The sequence below is a fragment of the Leucobacter tardus genome, assembly GCF_017583045.1.
GTDB classification, from domain to species: Bacteria; Actinomycetota; Actinomycetes; order Actinomycetales; family Microbacteriaceae; genus Leucobacter; species Leucobacter tardus.
In genome coordinates, this window is record NZ_JAGFBF010000005.1 from 572,477 (window position 1) to 588,241 (window position 15,765).

The following is a 15,765-nucleotide window of genomic DNA, read 5'->3' on the forward strand; positions in this document are numbered from 1 at the left end:
TCAGGGGCGACGAGAGTCGACAGCGCTAGGTCGAGCCGGCTCCCGCATCGGAGTCCGAGAGAAGTCCGGCGATAATCTCGGCGGTGTCGGCCCAGGTCGGGAGGCGATCACGACGGTAGCGTGCCGCGGTGCTCCAGGCGGTGCGGGTCGCGGCGTGGAGCAGCCAGTCCTCGAGTGCATCCGCGAGCGCAGCGGAGTCCTCCACCGGCACTTGGGCTCCGGCACCCTGCTGCGCCTCCGCGGCACCTGTGTCTTGCGGAACGATCGCCGGAATGCCGCGCGCGAGCGCCTCGGTGACCACCATGCCGTACGGCTCACTGCGGGCGGTGTGGACGAGCAGGTCCGTGCGCGTCCAGGTCCGCGCGAGCGCTTCGCCGTGCTGCGGCCCCGTGAGTCTGATCCGATCACTCATCCCGGCGTCGGCGATGCGTCGCCGGACCGCTGCGGACAGGTCGGGGTCCAGGTCGTCCGGCCCGATGAGCTGCGCGGACCACGCATGATCGCGCACCCGAAGAAGCGCCTCGACACAGGTCAGCGGATCCTTCGTCGCGGTGACGCGTCCGAGCCAGAGCAGGTGCGGATGGTCAGTCGAACCGGTCGCGAGCGGCGCCGGCTCGACCCCCGGCACCGCGACGACGACGTCTGCGCGACCGTACCGGCGAGCGAGTTCGTCGGCGGTCCAGGCGCTCGTGGCCACGACCGACGACGCGGCCAGGATCGCCGTGCGCTCCGACGCGGCCAACCGCGTGCGCTCGTCCGCGGAATGCACGGGGTCGTCGGATGGGAAGTAGTGGACGAGCACCGTGACCCGGATCCCCCGCTGCGTCGCCGCTGAGATCGCCTCGGGCGCGGCGGCGGCGAGGATGTTGTCGATCAGCCACACGCGCTCGGTCTGCAGGAGCTCGGCGAGGGCCGCGCGATCCTCAGGGTCCGGCACCGGCCAGGGACCGTCGACGAACCGCTCGCGCACCTCGAGGCCCAGCCCGCCGAGCGCACCGACGACCTCGTCGTCGTAGCGGTTGCCACCGCTCGCGACCGGGCTGCGCCACCTGGCGAACGAGATCATCTCCGCACCGGCCCTTCCCTGTTCGGGCACCAGCCTAGTCAGGGAAGGACCGTCCGCGGATCACTGTCGGCGACTCACAGCCCCGAGTTCAGCGCGGTCGACAGCGGCTTCCTCGTGAGGAACAGCGCGAACCCGAGCACCGCACCGGTCACGGCGACGATGATGTAGTAGGTGGGCTCATCGATGAGGGTGAACAGCTGCCCGAGCAGACCCGAGAGCGACGACCCGAGCGCGAGGGTCAAGAAGTTCAGACCGACGACCTGCGACTTGAAGGCTTGCGGGCCGATGCGAGTCGCGACGGAGAGCCCGATCGGGCCGACGAAGACCTCCGAAGACCCCGCCATCGCCATGAACAGGATGATGAGGGCCAGCGGGATGAACGCGTCGCCCGCGAGCTCGGAGACGAGCAGCAGGAAGAAGTAGGCGCACCCGATCTGGATGAGACCGATCGCGAACTTCGTCACGGGCGACGGCTGACGGTCGCCCATGAGGTTCCAGAGTCGGGCGATCAGCGGCGTGATGAGGACCGCGGCGAGCGGGCTCGCCGTCGTGATCCACGCGACCGGGAACGTCCAGCCGCCGATCGACAGGTCGATGCGCTCCGTGATCATGATCGAGATCGCCGTGAACTTCTGGAACAGCAGACCGAAGTAGATGCCGGCAGCCAGGAAGAGCGGCAGGAACGCGAGCACGCGACGCCGCTCGTCGGCGGTCACCTGCTTCGAGGTCGACATCGTGATGAAGTACGCCGCGGCGGCGACGAGCGCGAGGATCGTGGTCGTGGTCGACAGATTCTCGGCGCGCAGCACCCCGCTGAGCGCCGCGATCACGATGACGGCGACCGCGGCGATACCGATCCCGATCACCATCGGCAAGCGCCGCGAGGGCAGCGGGTTGTTCACGATGCGCGCTCGTTCGGGAAGGTTCTTCATCGAGACGAGATACTGGATCAGGGCCGCGATCATGCCGATCGCGGCGAGCCCGAAGCCGAAGTGGAATCCCCACTCGTTCTGCGCGAACCCGGTCGACAACGGTCCGACGACCGCACCGATGTTGATCGACATGTAGAAGTAGGAGAAGCTGACGTCGCGCGTCTGCTGTGACCGGCCCTCCACGATGAAACCGACGATCGAGGTGATGTTCGTCTTCAACGCTCCCGTGCCGAGCACGATGAGGATCAGCCCGATCGCGAGTCCCAGGAAGTCGGGCACGAACGCGAGCACGATGTGCCCGGCGGTGATGACGACGGCACCCCAGAGCACCATGCTCTTCGGCGTGACGAGTCGATCGCCGAGCCACGCGCCCAGGATCTGCGCGAGATAGACCGAGCCGCCGTAGGCGCCTACGATGCCGGCGGCCGCAGCGGGCGCGACCTCGAGGCCGCCGTCGACGAGGGCGTAGAGCAGGTAGAAGGACAGGATGCCCTGCAGGCCGTAGAAGGAGTAGCGCTCCCAGAGTTCGGTGAACGCGAGCGTCCACACGCCGCGCGGCAATCCACCGCGACGCGGAGCGCTTTGATCGGTGTCGATCGACGTCGTCGTCGAGGGGTGAGTGGTCATTCGTGCAGTCCCGCCAGTCGTGATCCGAATCGTGCGATAAGTGAGGTGTCTTCCGAGTGCCGTGCCTCTTCCCAGCGGTCGGCGACGCCGAACAGCCGGTACATGGTGTGCACGCCGGTCCAGCGGATGGGCTCCGGCTCCCACACGCCCGACTCGTGGTCGTTCCACGGCAGGGCGGTGAGCTCGGTCCACTCGCCGCTCACGCGATCGAGCAGCGTGCGCGCCGCGAGGTTCGTGGCCGTGAGCCCGTGGCCCGCGTAGCCGCGCGCCGTGCCGATGCGCGTCTCGGGATCGAAGAAGATGCCGGCGCACCAGTCGCGGGTCACGCCGATCGCCCCGCGCCAGGCGTGGTCGATCGTGAAGCGGGTACCGGGGAAGAAGTAGTCGAGGCGATCCTTGAGCGTCTGGATCGTGGCGTCGTCGACCGCGCCGCGCCCCGGAGTCCCCGAGTTGTACGCGTACGGAGTGCCGCGCCCGCCGATCGCGATCCGCCCGTCGGCGGTGCGCTGCGCGTAGACGAAGGTGTGCGCGCCGTCGTTCAGGCACTCGAGACCGTTCCAGCCGATCCGCTCCCAGTCGGCGTCGCTCAGCGGAGCCGTGACGATCATCGAGGAGTTGACGGGAATCAGCTGGCGGCTGCCGAACCCGGGAGCGTCGCTCTCGATCTCGCTGGTGTACGCCTCGACGCAGCTGAGCACCGTGCGCGCGCGGACCACGCCGCGCGACGCGACAACCGTGCCCGGGGCGATCGATTTCACCGCGGCGCGCTCGAAGATCTGCACACCCTTCGCTTCGACGACCTGCGCGAGCCCGAGGGTGAGTTTCGCGGGATCCACGCGCACCGTGTCCCGGTAGAACATGCCGCCGAGTGCGGGCGCGATGTTGATGCGCTGCTGCAGCTCGTCCGCACTCAGCAGTTCGAGGGAGTCCTCGGCGTAGCCGTTCCGCAGATTCGCGGCGTACGTGCCGCGCATGCGCTTCAGCGCGGCGGGCGTGGTGGCCGCCTGCAACTGTCCACCACGATGCTGATCGGCGGCGATCCCCTCGACATCGGCGACGCGCAGGGTCTCATCGATCGCGCCGGACATCTCGCGCTGGAACGCGCGTACCGCTGCCGACCCGTCACGTCCCTGCCGTTCTGCGTCACGCGCGTACACTGCGCGGTTGCCCGGGATCAGGGTCGAGAGCCACCCGCCGTTGCGACCGGAGCCGCCGTACCCGACCTGCTCCGCCTCGAGCACGGTGATCTTCCACTCGGGGTGCTGCGTGATCGCGTAGTAGGCGGTCCACAGACCGGTCAGTCCGCCGCCGACGATGACGAGATCCTGCTCCGTCTCGGGCAGACTCGCGTGGCGGTGCGGATGGTCGGGCGTGTTCGCGGCACTCGCCTGGGTCATCCAGTGCGAGATGCTGCCGTTCACGAAATCATGCATCGGGTACTCCGTCGTATTCGGTGGGGGTCGTGGTGCGGGTGCTCACGCGGCGCGTGCGGCGCGAGCCGCGCGCTCAGTAGGTCGGGGGCGCCATCGTCCAGAGGACGCGGGCGGAGGCTTCGCCGGTGGCCTCAGCCACTCGGTGCGGTTCATCACTGTGGTAGTGCAGGGAGTCGAATTCGCCGAGCCGGTAGGTGTCATCACCGACCGTGACCTCGACCGTTCCGGCCAGCACGAGCAGCACCTCTTCCGACGCACCGTGCGTGTAGGGCGCCACCCCGGTGGAGCCGCCCGGTTCGAAGAGCCCCATGAGCACTTCGAGGTGGTCGAACGCCGACGGCGTGAGCTTGATCTTCGTCGCCCCGTCGCCGAACGAGAAGCCCTGCGCGTCGGCGAAGCGCTGCACGCGACCGCGTCCGTACTCGTCGACGGGGCGGAAGAGGGCGCCCACGTCGAGCTTCAGTACCGAGCAGATGCTCTGCAGTGCTTTGACGCTGGCATTCGCCTGACCGCGTTCGATCTGCGACAGGAAGCCCTGGGTGAGCCCCGACGCCTCGGCGACGTCGCGGAGGGTCAGGCCGAGCGCCTTGCGACGACGGCGCAGACGGTCGCCGATGCCTGGCTCGGTGGAGCCCGACTCGGAGGGGGACGCTGATGCTTCATTGACATCGAGAGATGACATGCGAGGAATCTAACACGGCTTTACTGAAATCTCAAAAAAGTTTACTGAGAATGCAGGGGCGTGTGCACGGCGCGAGCGGCTCGGTGCGCACCCGCGAGTTCAGCCCAGCGTCAGCGCCTTCCGTGCAGACTGTGTCCATGCGTGTGTTGCTCGTGGACGATGAGGTGCGTCTCGCCGAAGGCGTGCGGCGCGGCCTCGAGGCGGAGGGGTGCGCCGTCGATGTCGCGCACAACGGGGTCGACGGGCTGTGGCGGGCGCGGGAGTTTCGATACGACGTGATCGTGCTCGATGTCATGATGCCCGGCATGAGCGGATACCTCGTCTGCCAGACCCTGCGCGCGGAGGGCGACTGGACGCCCGTGCTCTTTCTCACCGCCAAGGACGGCGAGTGGGACGAGGTCGAGGGGCTCGACACCGGCGGCGACGACTGGCTCACGAAGCCGTTCGCTCCCCCGGTGCTGCTCGCCCGGCTTCGGGCGCTCGTGCGTCGCGGCGGACGGGAGCGCCCGACCGTGCTCGAGGCGGGCGACCTGCGTTTCGATCCCGCCGCGCGCACGGCGCACCGGGGCGACGCCCGACTCGACCTCACCGCCCGCGAGATGTCGGTGCTCGAGTTCCTGATGCGACGCCGCGGTGAGGTCGTCACCAAGTACGACGTGCTCGACAACGTGTGGGCCGATGATTTCGAGGGCGATCCGAACATCGTCGAGGTCTACATCGGCCGTCTGCGCCGCAAGGTTGACCGGCCGTACACGCGCAACGCCATCGAGACCGTGCGGGGCGCCGGGTACCGTCTGGCGGCCGACGGTGGCTGAGCGGCGACCACGCCGAGCGTGGTCGGTGCGCACCCGCATCACGGTGGTCGCCGTCGCGGTCGTCGCCGCCTTGCTCGGGATCGGTGCCGTCGGCACTGTGTGGACCATCGACCGCGTGCTCACCGACCAGATCTCCGCCCAACTCGATGAGGATCTCGACGCGATCGCCGACGCGGTCGAAGCCGGCGGCGCCTCCGCGGTCAGTGATCAGGACGACGATGTGCTCATCGCCCTGCACACCGGCGCACGCACCGTCGTGAACGACGAAGACGCGATCGACCTGCCTGCGCCGAACGACATCGGAGACCGCACCGAGGGGCAGGTCGACGACGATCCGGTCCTGATCCTGACCGAAGAACTCGGCGGCGACCTCGGAACGCTCGTCATCGCCCGCTCCACCGAGGAGGTCGGCGACGCCGTGCGCGCCACGACCATGGTGCTCGCGGTCGCCGTGCCGGTCGCGGTCGCGCTCATCGGCATCGTCGTGTGGGGTGTGGCGGCGCGGGCGCTCGGACCCGTGGACCGGATCCGACGACAGGTCGACCAGGTCGGCGCCGACACGCTCGACCAGCGCGTGCCCCGTACGGGGAACGACGACGAGATCGACCGACTGGCGTCCACCATGAACCGCATGCTCGATCGCGTCGAAGAGGGGTACCGCACGCGCCAGCGCTTCGTCAGCGACGCCTCGCACGAGTTGCGCTCGCCGCTCGCGACCATGCGGCAGTACGCCGAACTCGCCCGCGCCCACCCGACCAGCGCCCCGCCCGACGAACTCGCCGACGTCGTGCTCGGGGAGGGCGCCCGCATGCAGGAGATCGTCGAAGGGCTCCTGCTGCTCGCGAAACTCGATGAGGGATCCGCGCAGTCGGGCGCCCGCGGCGACGTCGACCTCGACGATCTCGCACTGGCGGAGGTGAGCCGGATCCGTGCTCTCGGCACGGCCTCCACCGACGGCGGTGGCATCGGACCCGCGCGCGTCAGCGGTGACGGACGCCTGCTCGCCCGTGCCGTGCGCAACCTCGTGGACAACGCGGTGCGCCACGCGCGCAGCACCATCTCGGTCGGCACCTCGACCGCGGGGAGCGCCGCGATGCTCTGGGTCGACGATGACGGGTCGGGAGTTCCCGAAACGGAGCGCGAGCGCGTCTTCGAACGCTTCACCCGACTCGATGACGCGCGATCGCGCGATGCCGGCGGCAGCGGGCTCGGCCTCGCGATCGTCGCCGAGATCGTCCGGGCGCACGGCGGGACCGTGCGCGTGGAAACCGCTCCCCTGAGTGGGGCACGATTCGTGATCGTGCTGCCCGCGAGCGCCGAGTAGCCGCCTCGCACGCAACAGCCGTGCCCGCACCTGACACCCGGTTCAGGTGCGTTCAGATGGGAGTCAGTGCCGACGCGGCATGCTTGCCGCATGAACACGAACGAGCCCCGCGACCCCGACCAGAACCCCGACCAGGCGGAGACCACGCGTCTCCCCGACGCACCGACCACGCCGCCGGCCGCCCCGGCCGCGCACCCGGCCGCGCACCCGGCCGCCGAGAATGCCGGCGCTCATACCCCGCCGACTGCTGCGACTCCCCCGGCTGCCCCGACTGCAGCTGCAGCGGAGCGCGAGGAGCGTCGCCGCAAGGCGCGCCCCATCCTGATCGGCGCGGGAGCCGCCGCAGCGGTCCTGCTGCTCGGCGGAGGCGGCATCGCCATCGGGGCCGCTCTGTCCGACGACGACGAGGATGACCAGGTCTCGCTGACGAACTCGGAGAGCTCCCCCGGCGTGCAGTCCGACGATTCCGGTCAGTCGGCCGCCCCCGGAGACGACGACGCGGAGGACGACAGCGAGAGCGGAGCCGGAGCCGGAGCCGGTACCGGCGCCGTACCCGCGGACGCCACGGCGCTGACCGAGGCGATCGACGCCGCGATCGCGGAGGCGAACGGCGAGGGCGCCACCGCCATCGACGTGGAACGCGACGGGTACGACGTCGACGTGCAGCTCGCCGACGGCAGCGAACTCGAGGTGCGGGTCGCACTCGACGGTACCGCTACAGCGCGCGAGGGCGACTCCGACACGGACGAGGATCCGCTGCTCGACACATCCAAGATGGGTGACATCATCGATGCGGCGCTCGGCGAGGCAGGCGGCGGCACGATCGAGTCCATCTCGACGGACACGGGATCAGTCGCATACGAGGTGACGGTCGACATGGGCTACGGCGACGACATCGACATCGACCTGGGCACGAACCTGCAGGTACTGAACACGGACCGCGACTGAGGACCGAATTAAGCGTCAGTGCGTGTGCTCGTCGCCGAGCAGCTCGTCGACGAGCACGCGCACTCTCCGCTTGATCTCGTCACGAATCGGTCGCACCGCCGCGATCCCCTGGCCGGCCGGGTCGTCGAGCTGCCAGTCCTCGTAGCGCTTCCCCGGGAAGATGGGGCACGCGTCACCGCAGCCCATCGTGATGACCACGTCGGAGTGCTGCACCGCGTCCGTGGTCAGCACCTGTGGAGACGCGTCGCTCATCTCGATTCCGTCCTCACTCATCGCGGCGACGGCGACCGGGTTGATCTCATCGGCAGGGATCGACCCGGCCGAACGGACCTCGATACGCCCCTCGGCGAACGCCCGCAGGTATGCGGCGGCCATCTGCGACCGGCCGGCGTTGTGCACGCAGACGAAGAGTACCGATGGTGTCGATGCGATCATGCAGAGGTCCTTTCAGGAGTGGTCGAGATCGAAGACGGGCCGACGCCCGCGCCCTCGACCGCGTTGAGCAGCGCCGCCACGAGCGGCTCGCGGCCGGGGGTGACGCGGTACCACACCCACGTACCCCGTCGTTCAGCGCGAAGCAGACCCGCCTCGCGCAGCACACGGAGGTGATGGGAGACTGTCGGCTGCGAAACCGCACCGAGCTCGGCAAGGTCGCAGACGCAGCACTCGCCCCGCGGGTCGCTCGCCACCTGAGCGAGCATGCGCAGTCGAAGTGGATCGGCAAGAGCGCGGAACACCGAGGCGAGGTCGGCTGCGCTCTGATCGCTCATCCGAACCATCGGCCACGCAACCAGAGCGACACGTACACAAGCCCCACGAGCACCGGCACCTCGATGAGTGGGCCGACCACCCCGGCGAGCGCCTGCCCGGACGTCGCCCCGAATGCGCCGATGGCGACGGCGATCGCGAGCTCGAAGTTGTTGCCCGCGGCGGTGAAGGCGAGTGTCGCGGAACGCGCGTATCCGACCTGCATGGCGCGGCCGAGTGCGAACCCCGCGAACCACATGATCGCGAAGTAGATGAGGAGGGGCACCGCGATGCGCGCGACATCGCCCGGACGGGCGACAACCGCCTCTCCCTGCAACGCGAACAGCAGAACGATCGTGAACAGCAGTCCGTACAGTGCCCAGGGGCCCACGCGGGGCAGGAACCGTGCCTCGTACTGGTGCCGACCCCAGACCCGTTCGCCGATCCACCGCGAGGCGAACCCGGCGAGCAGAGGAATGCCGAGAAAGACGAGCACGTTCACAGCGATCTGCCCGATAGACACGTCGAGTCCCTGCGAATCGAGACCGAGCCACCCCGGTACAACTGTGAGGTAGAACCAGCCGAGCAGGGAGAATGCGATGACCTGAAACACGGAGTTCATCGCGACGAGTACCGCCGCAGCCTCCCGATCACCGCATGCGAGGTCGTTCCAGATGACGACCATCGCGATGCAACGGGCAAGGCCCACGATAATGAGTCCGGTGCGGTACTCCGGCAGGTCGGGCAGGAACACCCAAGCGAGAACGAACATCACGGCCGGCCCGACGATCCAATTGAGCAGGAGCGAGCTGAGCAGGAGGCGTCGGTCACCCGTCACGGCGGCGACGCGGTCGTAACGCACTTTCGCGAGGACCGGGTACATCATCACGAGCAGACCCAGCCCGATCGGTACCGAAACACCCCCGACCTCGAGGCGCGCAAGAAGCACGGAGACCGCCGGTACGAACTGACCGAGCAGAATGCCCGCGCCCATCGCCAGACCGATCCACACGGGAAGCCAGCGGTCAAGTGGCGAGAGGCGAACACCCGAAGCTGACGAGACCGTTACCGTCTGATTCGACACATTTCTATATTGACAAGTATCGAAGTCGACGTCAATGCGGAATCACAGTTCCCAGGGCCCGGCAGACTCTCAGTCAGGCCCCGAAGAGCACCACGCGGTTCCCGTCGGGATCGGTCAGCTGCAGGATCCGCGCCCCGCCGCCCGGTTGCGGACCGTCGTGCACGAACCCTCCGGCCGTGAGTCGTGTCGCAGCGGCGTCCAACTCGGACTCACCCAGCACCACCGTTGATCCCCCGGCCCGCTCGGGTTCCGACCACACCTGCAACCCGAACCCGTGGCCCAGGTGCCACTCGAGCAGCCCGGACATCGGGCGCGCGTCGGGACCGCGCTCGAACAGATCGCGATACCAGCGCTCCGCGCGATCCAGGTCGGTGACGGTGCACTGGGCGAGCAGGTGATCGATCATGCCTGAGTGTCCCATGCCCGCGCGTACTCGTCCATGACGAGCGGCCAGATGAGTGCGCGTGCGGCATCGATCGATGTCAGCGCTTCGGCCTGCGCACCGGGAACCACGAACTCGTGCGGGATCACACGGCCCGCGCGATCGATGCGCCCCTCGGGGTCTGCGAAGCGGACCGCGATCCGGTCGCCCGCGGCGCGGCACACCTCGGAGTCGCCGCCCACGCCGCGAAAGGCCGACTCGTACACGGGCAGCGGGTCGGGTTCTCCCCCGTCGCGGAGGAAGCGGAAGCCCCACGTTCTGCCGCGCGTCGCCCAGATCAGCTCGTCCGGGTTCATCGACGGCTCCTCAACAGCACCCGGGCGGCTTCGCCGTGATCCAGCGACATGCGAAAACTCGTCAGCACTGCGGTGAGGTAGTCGCGCTTCGCCAGCGCCTGCGCGTTGATCCGGGCGAGCTTGTCGCCGCTCAGATCGGCGACCCGCTTGATCGCCTTCCCGGACAGCACGGTCACCGCCAGACGCTTCGCCATGCCCAGCCGACCGGGCAGCGGCACCTTGCTCAGCACCCCGGTGATCGCACCCACGACGTCGCCGAGCCCGCCGGCGCTGCGCACGAGATTCTCCGCCACGCGCCCTGACGACTGCTGCATCTGCGCCCAGCGCACGTGCCGCTCCAGCGGTAGCGTCGACGCGATCGGCAGAATCAGCTCGACGCCGATGCGGCGGTGCACCTCGATGCGATCCGGATCGAACTTCGCCGACGACAGCAGCATGAAGTCCTCACCGACCGAGAGCGCGTCCTGCCCCTCGATCAGGCCGGCGATGACGTTGCGGAGCTCAATGACATCATCGCCGGCTTTCGCGAGCACGAGATCGCGAAACGCGTACACATCGGTCTGCGGCAAGAGGTCGGCCTTCGACAGCGCGAACATCCAGATGCGCGGAAATCGAACGAGCGGCTTGCCCTTCACGAGCAACTCGTTCTTCATCGAGAGCAGCCCGTTCCGGAAGTTCGTGAGCAGCGACCGCAGGTAGCGCTCCTCCTGCCCCGCGTTGTCGATGAGGCGCTGGCCGTCGACCAGGACCAGCGCCACATCGGAACCCAAGAGGGAACGGAAGGTATCGACCCGGCGCGACGCCTCCTCGGGACCGGACGCGTCCTGCTCGAACCACTCGCCCGGATAGTCGTGCCAGACGAGGCGCAACGCATCGAACGGACGATCATGCGACCGCCGACTCCCCGCGTCCTTCAGCCGGAGGGTGAAGGGGTAGCTCGTCGCCGTGAAGCGCGTCGCCATCGGCACCTCCGCCCCATCCCGCATCCCCAGATAGTTGCGCATGAGCGCGGTGCCCTGGCTCTGCTGATCGGCGACCACGTGGTACAGACTGTCGCGCACGTACTGCGGCTCCTGCGTGGCACCGAAGAACGACGAGAGCAGCACGGTCTTGCCGCTGCCGCTCTCGCCGAACACGGCGATGTGCTGTTCGAGCGTTCTGCTACGTGCCATACGCCCGAGCCTAGCGAGGATCGATGTGCGTGCTACTCGATCGATGCACCCTTGCGCGCGCGCAACGCAAGCAGTACGCCGCCCACCAGCACGAGCGCTCCGGCAGCGAGTCCGATCGGCAACGCCAGGGATTCCGCACCCGTGCGCGCAAGATTGCCACCCTTGGCGCTCGTCTCGACCTGCCCGCCACTGTCGGCGCCGCCCGATGCGCCCGCGGCGGTGTCGCCGCCGTCCGCCGCGCCGCCGACACCTGCCGCGCCATCGGCACCCGCACCGGCTGAGCCGTCAGCGCCGCCCGCGGCATCGGCCGCAGCACCGGCATCAGCCGTGCCGGCCGCATCAGCTGCTCCGCCCGCATCGGCGTCGGCGTCTGCCGCCGGGGGCTCCGGTTCCTCGGCAACAGCCCACGCGTCGTCGAGCAGCCAGGCGGCCATCGACGTGTTGTCGAGGTAGTGTCCGCGGACCAGGTCGAGGCCGGTGCCGAGGGCATTGAGCTGATCGGTACCCGCTCCCTTCGTGAAGAACGGCACGAGCTGGTTGGTGTGGTTATCGCTGTTCCACGTGTGCGTGGGCAGCGTGCCTTCCTCTGCGTCGGCACCCGCCGGAATGATCGAGCTGAAGTCGCCCTCCTGCTCACCGTAGAGGTATCCGGTCTCATGGTCAGCGGTGACGACGACGAGCGTCTCATCCCAGTTCGAGTTCGTCTCGACCCAGTCGATCACCGAGTCGACTGCCGTATCGAAGTCGGCGACCTCTTCGAGGTTGCGGTCGCTCTCGTTCGCGTGCCCGGTCCAGTCGATCGCTCCGCCCTCGACCATCAGGAAGAACCCTTCCTCGTTCGCGTCGAGGGTGTTGATCGCGCCCTGCGCGAGCGTTGCCAGGTTCGGCACGTCGTTCATCGGGGCGCCGGAGTCGCGTCCCTGCTGCAGCGTCGAGCCCACCTGCGGGACTCCGAAGACCTTCTCAGGCGTCTCGCCCGTGGTGAGCGCTTCGAAATCGGCGCGCGACTCGAGGAAGGCGCGGTCGGTCTGTCCGGTGGACACGGCCTCCCAGTCCGCCTGCGAGATGTACGAGAAGTCGCCCTGCGTCATGGGCTGGTGGTTGTCGTCGTAGAACGGGTGGCCCGCGCCGATCACGACATCGAGGTCCCCGGTCACCTGCTGGTTCGCGATGCTGTGGTAATTGTTGCGGCTCTCATCGTGGCTCGAATACGCCGCGGGAGTCGCGTGCGAGAACGGCACCGACGAGACGACACCCGCGCTCTTGCCGAGCTGCTGCGCGCGCTCCGACAGGTTCTCGACCTCGGCGCCGGCCATGTCGACGCCGATGCCGGCGTTGTAGGTCTTCACACCCGTCGCCATCGCCGTGCCCGCAGCGGCGGAGTCGGTCGGGTTGTCCTTGTTCCACTCGAAATCGCTCCACGACTTCGCGGGATCGTACACCGGGCCGTCATGCCAGTTCGTCGACATGCCGAGGTGGTTCCACGACTGCCACCCCTCGGTCGGATCGGTGTTCTGGCCCGACGGGATCACCTTGTCGTCTCCCCCGCGCTCCACCTGCCAGTGCGTCTCACCGGTCGTCTGAGCGTTCAGGAAGTCGATGTGGTTGTACCCCATCCCGTCGCCGATCAGCACGATGACGTTCTTCGGTGACGTCTCCGTCTCGGCTGCGACCGCGGGCGCGCTGCCGGCGGCCGCGGTCCCCCCGACCGCCAGTGCGATGGCGAAGCCGCCGGCGAGGAGCGGTGCTGCGTGTTGCTTCAACTGCAAGGTGTTCCCTCTCAGGTGTCCGAACTCGAATGCGCGCGACGAAGCACTCGCCGCGCACGGTTCAGGAGCGTAGTGAGGTCGAGTGTCCCCGAAGTTGCCGAATGTGGCCGGGGAATGAACGTCAGGCGACCGGTCGGATGCTCAGGCCGCGGGTTCCCGCTCGGCTCGGGCGATCGCACTGCGCAGCGTAGATTCCAGTCGCCGATGGTCCCGCACTTCGTAGGACACCACGATGGTCAGCGGCCCGCACAGCACGAGGATCAGGCACAGCCAGACGGGCCACCCGATCGCCGCGGTCGCGATGGCGACGAGCGGCGCGCCGAGCGCGACGATGTGCGCAGGACTCCGCATGAGCCGGGACACGAGCCACCCGTGAATGCCGTGCACGCAGATGAGGAACAGGAGCGTCGGGATCGCGACGGAGACGACCGCCGTGAGGATGCTCGCCGGGTACCGGCTGTCGTGCAGATACCCGAGCACGTGGAGTCCGCCGCCGACGGCGACCACCGAGGCGAGCATGGGCAGGTGCCCGTACGCCCAGGGCATCATCTTGTCGCGTCTGACCTCCAGGATCCGGGCCGAGGGCATCAGGAAGTACGTCCACCAGAGCGCGAACGAGATGACGACGCCGATGCCGACCGCCACGACCGTGTCCGCGTTCCATCCCTCGGTATCGGTGATGTGCCGCGCTGCGGTCACGGTTCCGATCACCGTCTCTCCGAGGGCGATGATGGTGATGAGCCCGTACCGTTCCGCGAGGTGCGACGGGTGCCACGGGAGGGCAGCCGGCCCTCCCGGCTTGCTGAGGCGCGCGACGGTCGTGGGCACGGCGAGATCGAGCACCCAGACGATGGCGAGGAACACGAGCGCAGGGGTGAACGCCAGTGGCACGACGATCCACGCCACCCAGAGCGCTTGCACCACCCCGACCGCGACGGCATGTCCCAGGGCGAATCGACGCCAAGTGGGATCGTGTCGCGCGACCCGCATCCACTGCAGGGTGATGGCGGTCCGCATGACCACGTACCCGGCGACCAGCACCCTGCCGTCGATCTCGCCGCCGTCGACCAGCGAGGCGAAGAGGGCGGGCATGCCGATCGTCAAGATGATGACGCCGGCCATCTGCAGCAGCGTGAGCGCCCGGAACACCCAGTCGTCATTGTCGAACGCCGACGCCAGCCAGGTGTACTCCATCCAGGCCCAGAGAGCAGGCAGTGTCGCGATGACGAACCCGAGCACCACCGGCCAGACCAGGCCATCGGCGACGCCGAGTGCGACCTGTTCACCGATGGTGAGGAACGCGGCGACGAACGTCAGGTCGAAGAACAGCTCGAGCGGGCTCGCTGAGCGCTGTCGTTCATCGGGATCCCGCGCCAGCATGCGGCGGAGCCCGTGCCGGTAGAACTGCGGAGAATCGCTCATCGATTCCTCATCGTACGCGGACGCAACCCTCGTCAAACCGTGGATGTGCTGCGAGCTGTTCGGGCCCGGCCGGCCCCTTCAGCGGTTCAGGCGCAGCAGGAGCCGCCGCAGCAGGATCCTCCGCTGTCGCCCTGACCCAGCAGGTTCAGGATCTCGCGCGATTCGGCGTCGGCGAACCCCGCGGCGCTCATGAACCCCGGCTCACTCGGCGCGGACTCGGTCTTCGGCTGCTGCTCGTCGGTCATGATGGGTCCTCTCGATGGTGCGGTGCGGTTCACTCGGTCGGGGTCTGTTCGCGCAGCTGCAGGACGCGGCCGAGCGCGTCGGCGAAGATCTCGGCCGACTGGGCACCCGGAATCGAGTATTGCTGGTCGAACAGGAAGAACGGTACTCCCGTGACGCCGAGCATGCGCGCACGCGTGGTGTCGCGATCGACGGCGTCACCGTAGGCCTCGTCGGTGAGCGCCGCGCGGGCGTCGTCTGCATCGAGTCCCGCGTCTGCGGCGAGCGCCGCCAGCACGTCGGGGTCGGCGAGGTTCTTGCCCTCCGTGAAGTAGGCGGCGAAGAGGCGCTCGGACATCTCGGCTTGGAGGCCATGGTTCTTGGCGAGGTGGAGGAGGCGGTGGGCGCGGCGCGTGTTGACGTGCTGCAGTCGGTCGAAGTGGTACTCGAGTCCCTCGGATGCGGCGAGCTCGGTCATCTGTCCGAGCATCGACTCGACGTCGGCGCGCGGCATGCCTTTATGTCTCACGAGGAAGTCGATCTCGTCGCCCGCGAAGTCTTCGGGGGCGTCGGGGGCGAGTTCGTAGCTGTGGGTCTCGACCTCGAGGGCGACGTCGGGGTGCTGCTGGGCGAAGAGCTGGGCTCCTGCGTCGAAGCGGCGCTTGCCGATGTAGCACCAGGGGCAGGCGATGTCGGACCAGATGTCGACGCGGATGGTGTCAGTCACGAACGGTGCAACCGCGGCCGCACGCGCGCTATTCCCGGTCGTGGATCGACCGCTTCG

The 15,765-nt window shown here is 68.5% G+C and carries 17 protein-coding genes; 3 read left to right on the forward strand and 14 right to left on the reverse strand.

The genetic code is table 11. The annotated features are described in order from the left end of the window. Window positions 1–25 precede the first annotated feature (25 nt). From J4H85_RS09670 to J4H85_RS09685, 4 genes are all read right to left on the reverse strand, one after another. Complete coding sequence (locus J4H85_RS09670) at window positions 26–1,096, reverse strand: glycosyltransferase family 4 protein (protein ID WP_307863583.1); 1,071 nt, start codon at window positions 1,094–1,096, stop codon at window positions 26–28. 44 nt (window positions 1,097–1,140) lie between these two features. After that, a complete protein-coding gene (locus J4H85_RS09675; protein WP_208239116.1) occupies window positions 1,141–2,625 on the reverse strand; it encodes a peptide MFS transporter in 1,485 nt (494 codons plus the stop codon). Further along, window positions 2,622–4,058, reverse strand: coding sequence for an NAD(P)/FAD-dependent oxidoreductase (locus tag J4H85_RS09680; RefSeq protein ID WP_208239117.1), 1,437 nt, complete (start codon window positions 4,056–4,058; stop codon window positions 2,622–2,624). Before J4H85_RS09680 ends, J4H85_RS09675 begins: the two co-directional genes overlap by 4 nt. Before the next feature lie 73 nt (window positions 4,059–4,131). After that, window positions 4,132–4,740 (reverse strand): helix-turn-helix domain-containing protein, encoded by a 609-nt coding sequence (locus tag J4H85_RS09685; RefSeq protein ID WP_208239118.1) that lies wholly within the window; start codon window positions 4,738–4,740, stop codon window positions 4,132–4,134. A 137-nt stretch (window positions 4,741–4,877) separates the two neighbouring features. Between J4H85_RS09685 and J4H85_RS09690 the strand changes: the two genes are divergently transcribed. From J4H85_RS09690 to J4H85_RS09700, 3 genes are all read left to right on the forward strand, one after another. Continuing rightward, window positions 4,878–5,555 carry a response regulator transcription factor gene (locus J4H85_RS09690; protein WP_208239119.1) on the forward strand — a complete coding sequence of 226 codons (678 nt, stop codon included), beginning with the start codon at window positions 4,878–4,880 and terminating at the stop codon, window positions 5,553–5,555. A gap of 25 nt (window positions 5,556–5,580) precedes the next feature. Further along, on the forward strand, window positions 5,581–6,879 hold the full coding sequence (locus J4H85_RS09695) for a sensor histidine kinase (protein WP_307863585.1): 1,299 nt from the start codon (window positions 5,581–5,583) through the stop codon (window positions 6,877–6,879). 90 nt (window positions 6,880–6,969) lie between these two features. Continuing rightward, entirely contained in the window at window positions 6,970–7,827 is an 858-nt protein-coding gene (locus J4H85_RS09700; protein WP_208239121.1) for a hypothetical protein, read from the forward strand. 15 nt (window positions 7,828–7,842) lie between these two features. On the opposite strand, the gene J4H85_RS09705 is transcribed toward J4H85_RS09700, so the two are convergent. The 10 genes from J4H85_RS09705 to J4H85_RS09750 form a co-directional block, all read right to left on the reverse strand. Continuing rightward, window positions 7,843–8,262, reverse strand: a complete 420-nt coding sequence (locus tag J4H85_RS09705; protein WP_208239122.1) for an arsenate reductase ArsC — start codon at window positions 8,260–8,262, stop codon at window positions 7,843–7,845. Further along, window positions 8,259–8,597 (reverse strand): ArsR/SmtB family transcription factor, encoded by a 339-nt coding sequence (locus tag J4H85_RS09710; protein ID WP_208239123.1) that lies wholly within the window; start codon window positions 8,595–8,597, stop codon window positions 8,259–8,261. Before J4H85_RS09710 ends, J4H85_RS09705 begins: the two co-directional genes overlap by 4 nt. After that, window positions 8,594–9,568 (reverse strand): ACR3 family arsenite efflux transporter, encoded by a 975-nt coding sequence (arsB, locus tag J4H85_RS09715; protein WP_243893726.1) that lies wholly within the window; start codon window positions 9,566–9,568, stop codon window positions 8,594–8,596. The genes J4H85_RS09710 and arsB overlap by 4 nt, the downstream gene beginning before the upstream one ends. A gap of 163 nt (window positions 9,569–9,731) precedes the next feature. Next, entirely contained in the window at window positions 9,732–10,064 is a 333-nt protein-coding gene (locus J4H85_RS09720) for a VOC family protein (RefSeq protein WP_208239126.1), read from the reverse strand. After that, window positions 10,061–10,396: a hypothetical protein gene (locus tag J4H85_RS09725; protein WP_208239128.1), complete on the reverse strand. Its 336-nt coding sequence runs from the start codon at window positions 10,394–10,396 to the stop codon at window positions 10,061–10,063. The genes J4H85_RS09720 and J4H85_RS09725 overlap by 4 nt, the downstream gene beginning before the upstream one ends. Further along, complete coding sequence (locus J4H85_RS09730; protein WP_208239130.1) at window positions 10,393–11,568, reverse strand: TRAFAC clade GTPase domain-containing protein; 1,176 nt, start codon at window positions 11,566–11,568, stop codon at window positions 10,393–10,395. The genes J4H85_RS09725 and J4H85_RS09730 overlap by 4 nt, the downstream gene beginning before the upstream one ends. Window positions 11,569–11,600: 32 nt before the next feature. Next, on the reverse strand, window positions 11,601–13,331 hold the full coding sequence (locus tag J4H85_RS09735; RefSeq protein WP_208239132.1) for an alkaline phosphatase: 1,731 nt from the start codon (window positions 13,329–13,331) through the stop codon (window positions 11,601–11,603). Between the two features lie 147 nt (window positions 13,332–13,478). Beyond that, on the reverse strand, window positions 13,479–14,759 hold the full coding sequence (locus J4H85_RS09740) for a low temperature requirement protein A (protein ID WP_208239134.1): 1,281 nt from the start codon (window positions 14,757–14,759) through the stop codon (window positions 13,479–13,481). An 86-nt stretch (window positions 14,760–14,845) separates the two neighbouring features. Then, complete coding sequence (locus tag J4H85_RS09745) at window positions 14,846–15,004, reverse strand: hypothetical protein (protein WP_208239136.1); 159 nt, start codon at window positions 15,002–15,004, stop codon at window positions 14,846–14,848. Between the two features lie 29 nt (window positions 15,005–15,033). Continuing rightward, window positions 15,034–15,708, reverse strand: coding sequence for a DsbA family oxidoreductase (locus J4H85_RS09750; protein ID WP_208239138.1), 675 nt, complete (start codon window positions 15,706–15,708; stop codon window positions 15,034–15,036). Window positions 15,709–15,765 lie beyond the last annotated feature (57 nt).

Bases quoted from the DNA above. Each gene is read 5' to 3' on its own strand.
- J4H85_RS09685 (WP_208239118.1), bottom strand. From the start codon at position 4,740: ATGTCATCTCTCGATGTCAATGAAGCATCAGCGTCCCCCTCCGAGTCG.
- J4H85_RS09675 (WP_208239116.1), bottom strand. From the start codon at position 2,625: ATGACCACTCACCCCTCGACGACGACGTCGATCGACACCGATCAAAGC.
- J4H85_RS09745 (WP_208239136.1), bottom strand. From the start codon at position 15,004: ATGACCGACGAGCAGCAGCCGAAGACCGAGTCCGCGCCGAGTGAGCCG.
- J4H85_RS09725 (WP_208239128.1), bottom strand. From the start codon at position 10,396: ATGAACCCGGACGAGCTGATCTGGGCGACGCGCGGCAGAACGTGGGGC.
- J4H85_RS09700 (WP_208239121.1), top strand. From the start codon at position 6,970: ATGAACACGAACGAGCCCCGCGACCCCGACCAGAACCCCGACCAGGCG.
- J4H85_RS09710 (WP_208239123.1), bottom strand. From the start codon at position 8,597: ATGAGCGATCAGAGCGCAGCCGACCTCGCCTCGGTGTTCCGCGCTCTT.
- arsB (WP_243893726.1), bottom strand. From the start codon at position 9,568: ATGGGCGCGGGCATTCTGCTCGGTCAGTTCGTACCGGCGGTCTCCGTG.
- J4H85_RS09720 (WP_208239126.1), bottom strand. From the start codon at position 10,064: ATGATCGATCACCTGCTCGCCCAGTGCACCGTCACCGACCTGGATCGC.
- J4H85_RS09705 (WP_208239122.1), bottom strand. From the start codon at position 8,262: ATGATCGCATCGACACCATCGGTACTCTTCGTCTGCGTGCACAACGCC.
- J4H85_RS09680 (WP_208239117.1), bottom strand. From the start codon at position 4,058: ATGCATGATTTCGTGAACGGCAGCATCTCGCACTGGATGACCCAGGCG.
- J4H85_RS09730 (WP_208239130.1), bottom strand. From the start codon at position 11,568: ATGGCACGTAGCAGAACGCTCGAACAGCACATCGCCGTGTTCGGCGAG.
- J4H85_RS09690 (WP_208239119.1), top strand. From the start codon at position 4,878: ATGCGTGTGTTGCTCGTGGACGATGAGGTGCGTCTCGCCGAAGGCGTG.
- J4H85_RS09740 (WP_208239134.1), bottom strand. From the start codon at position 14,759: ATGAGCGATTCTCCGCAGTTCTACCGGCACGGGCTCCGCCGCATGCTG.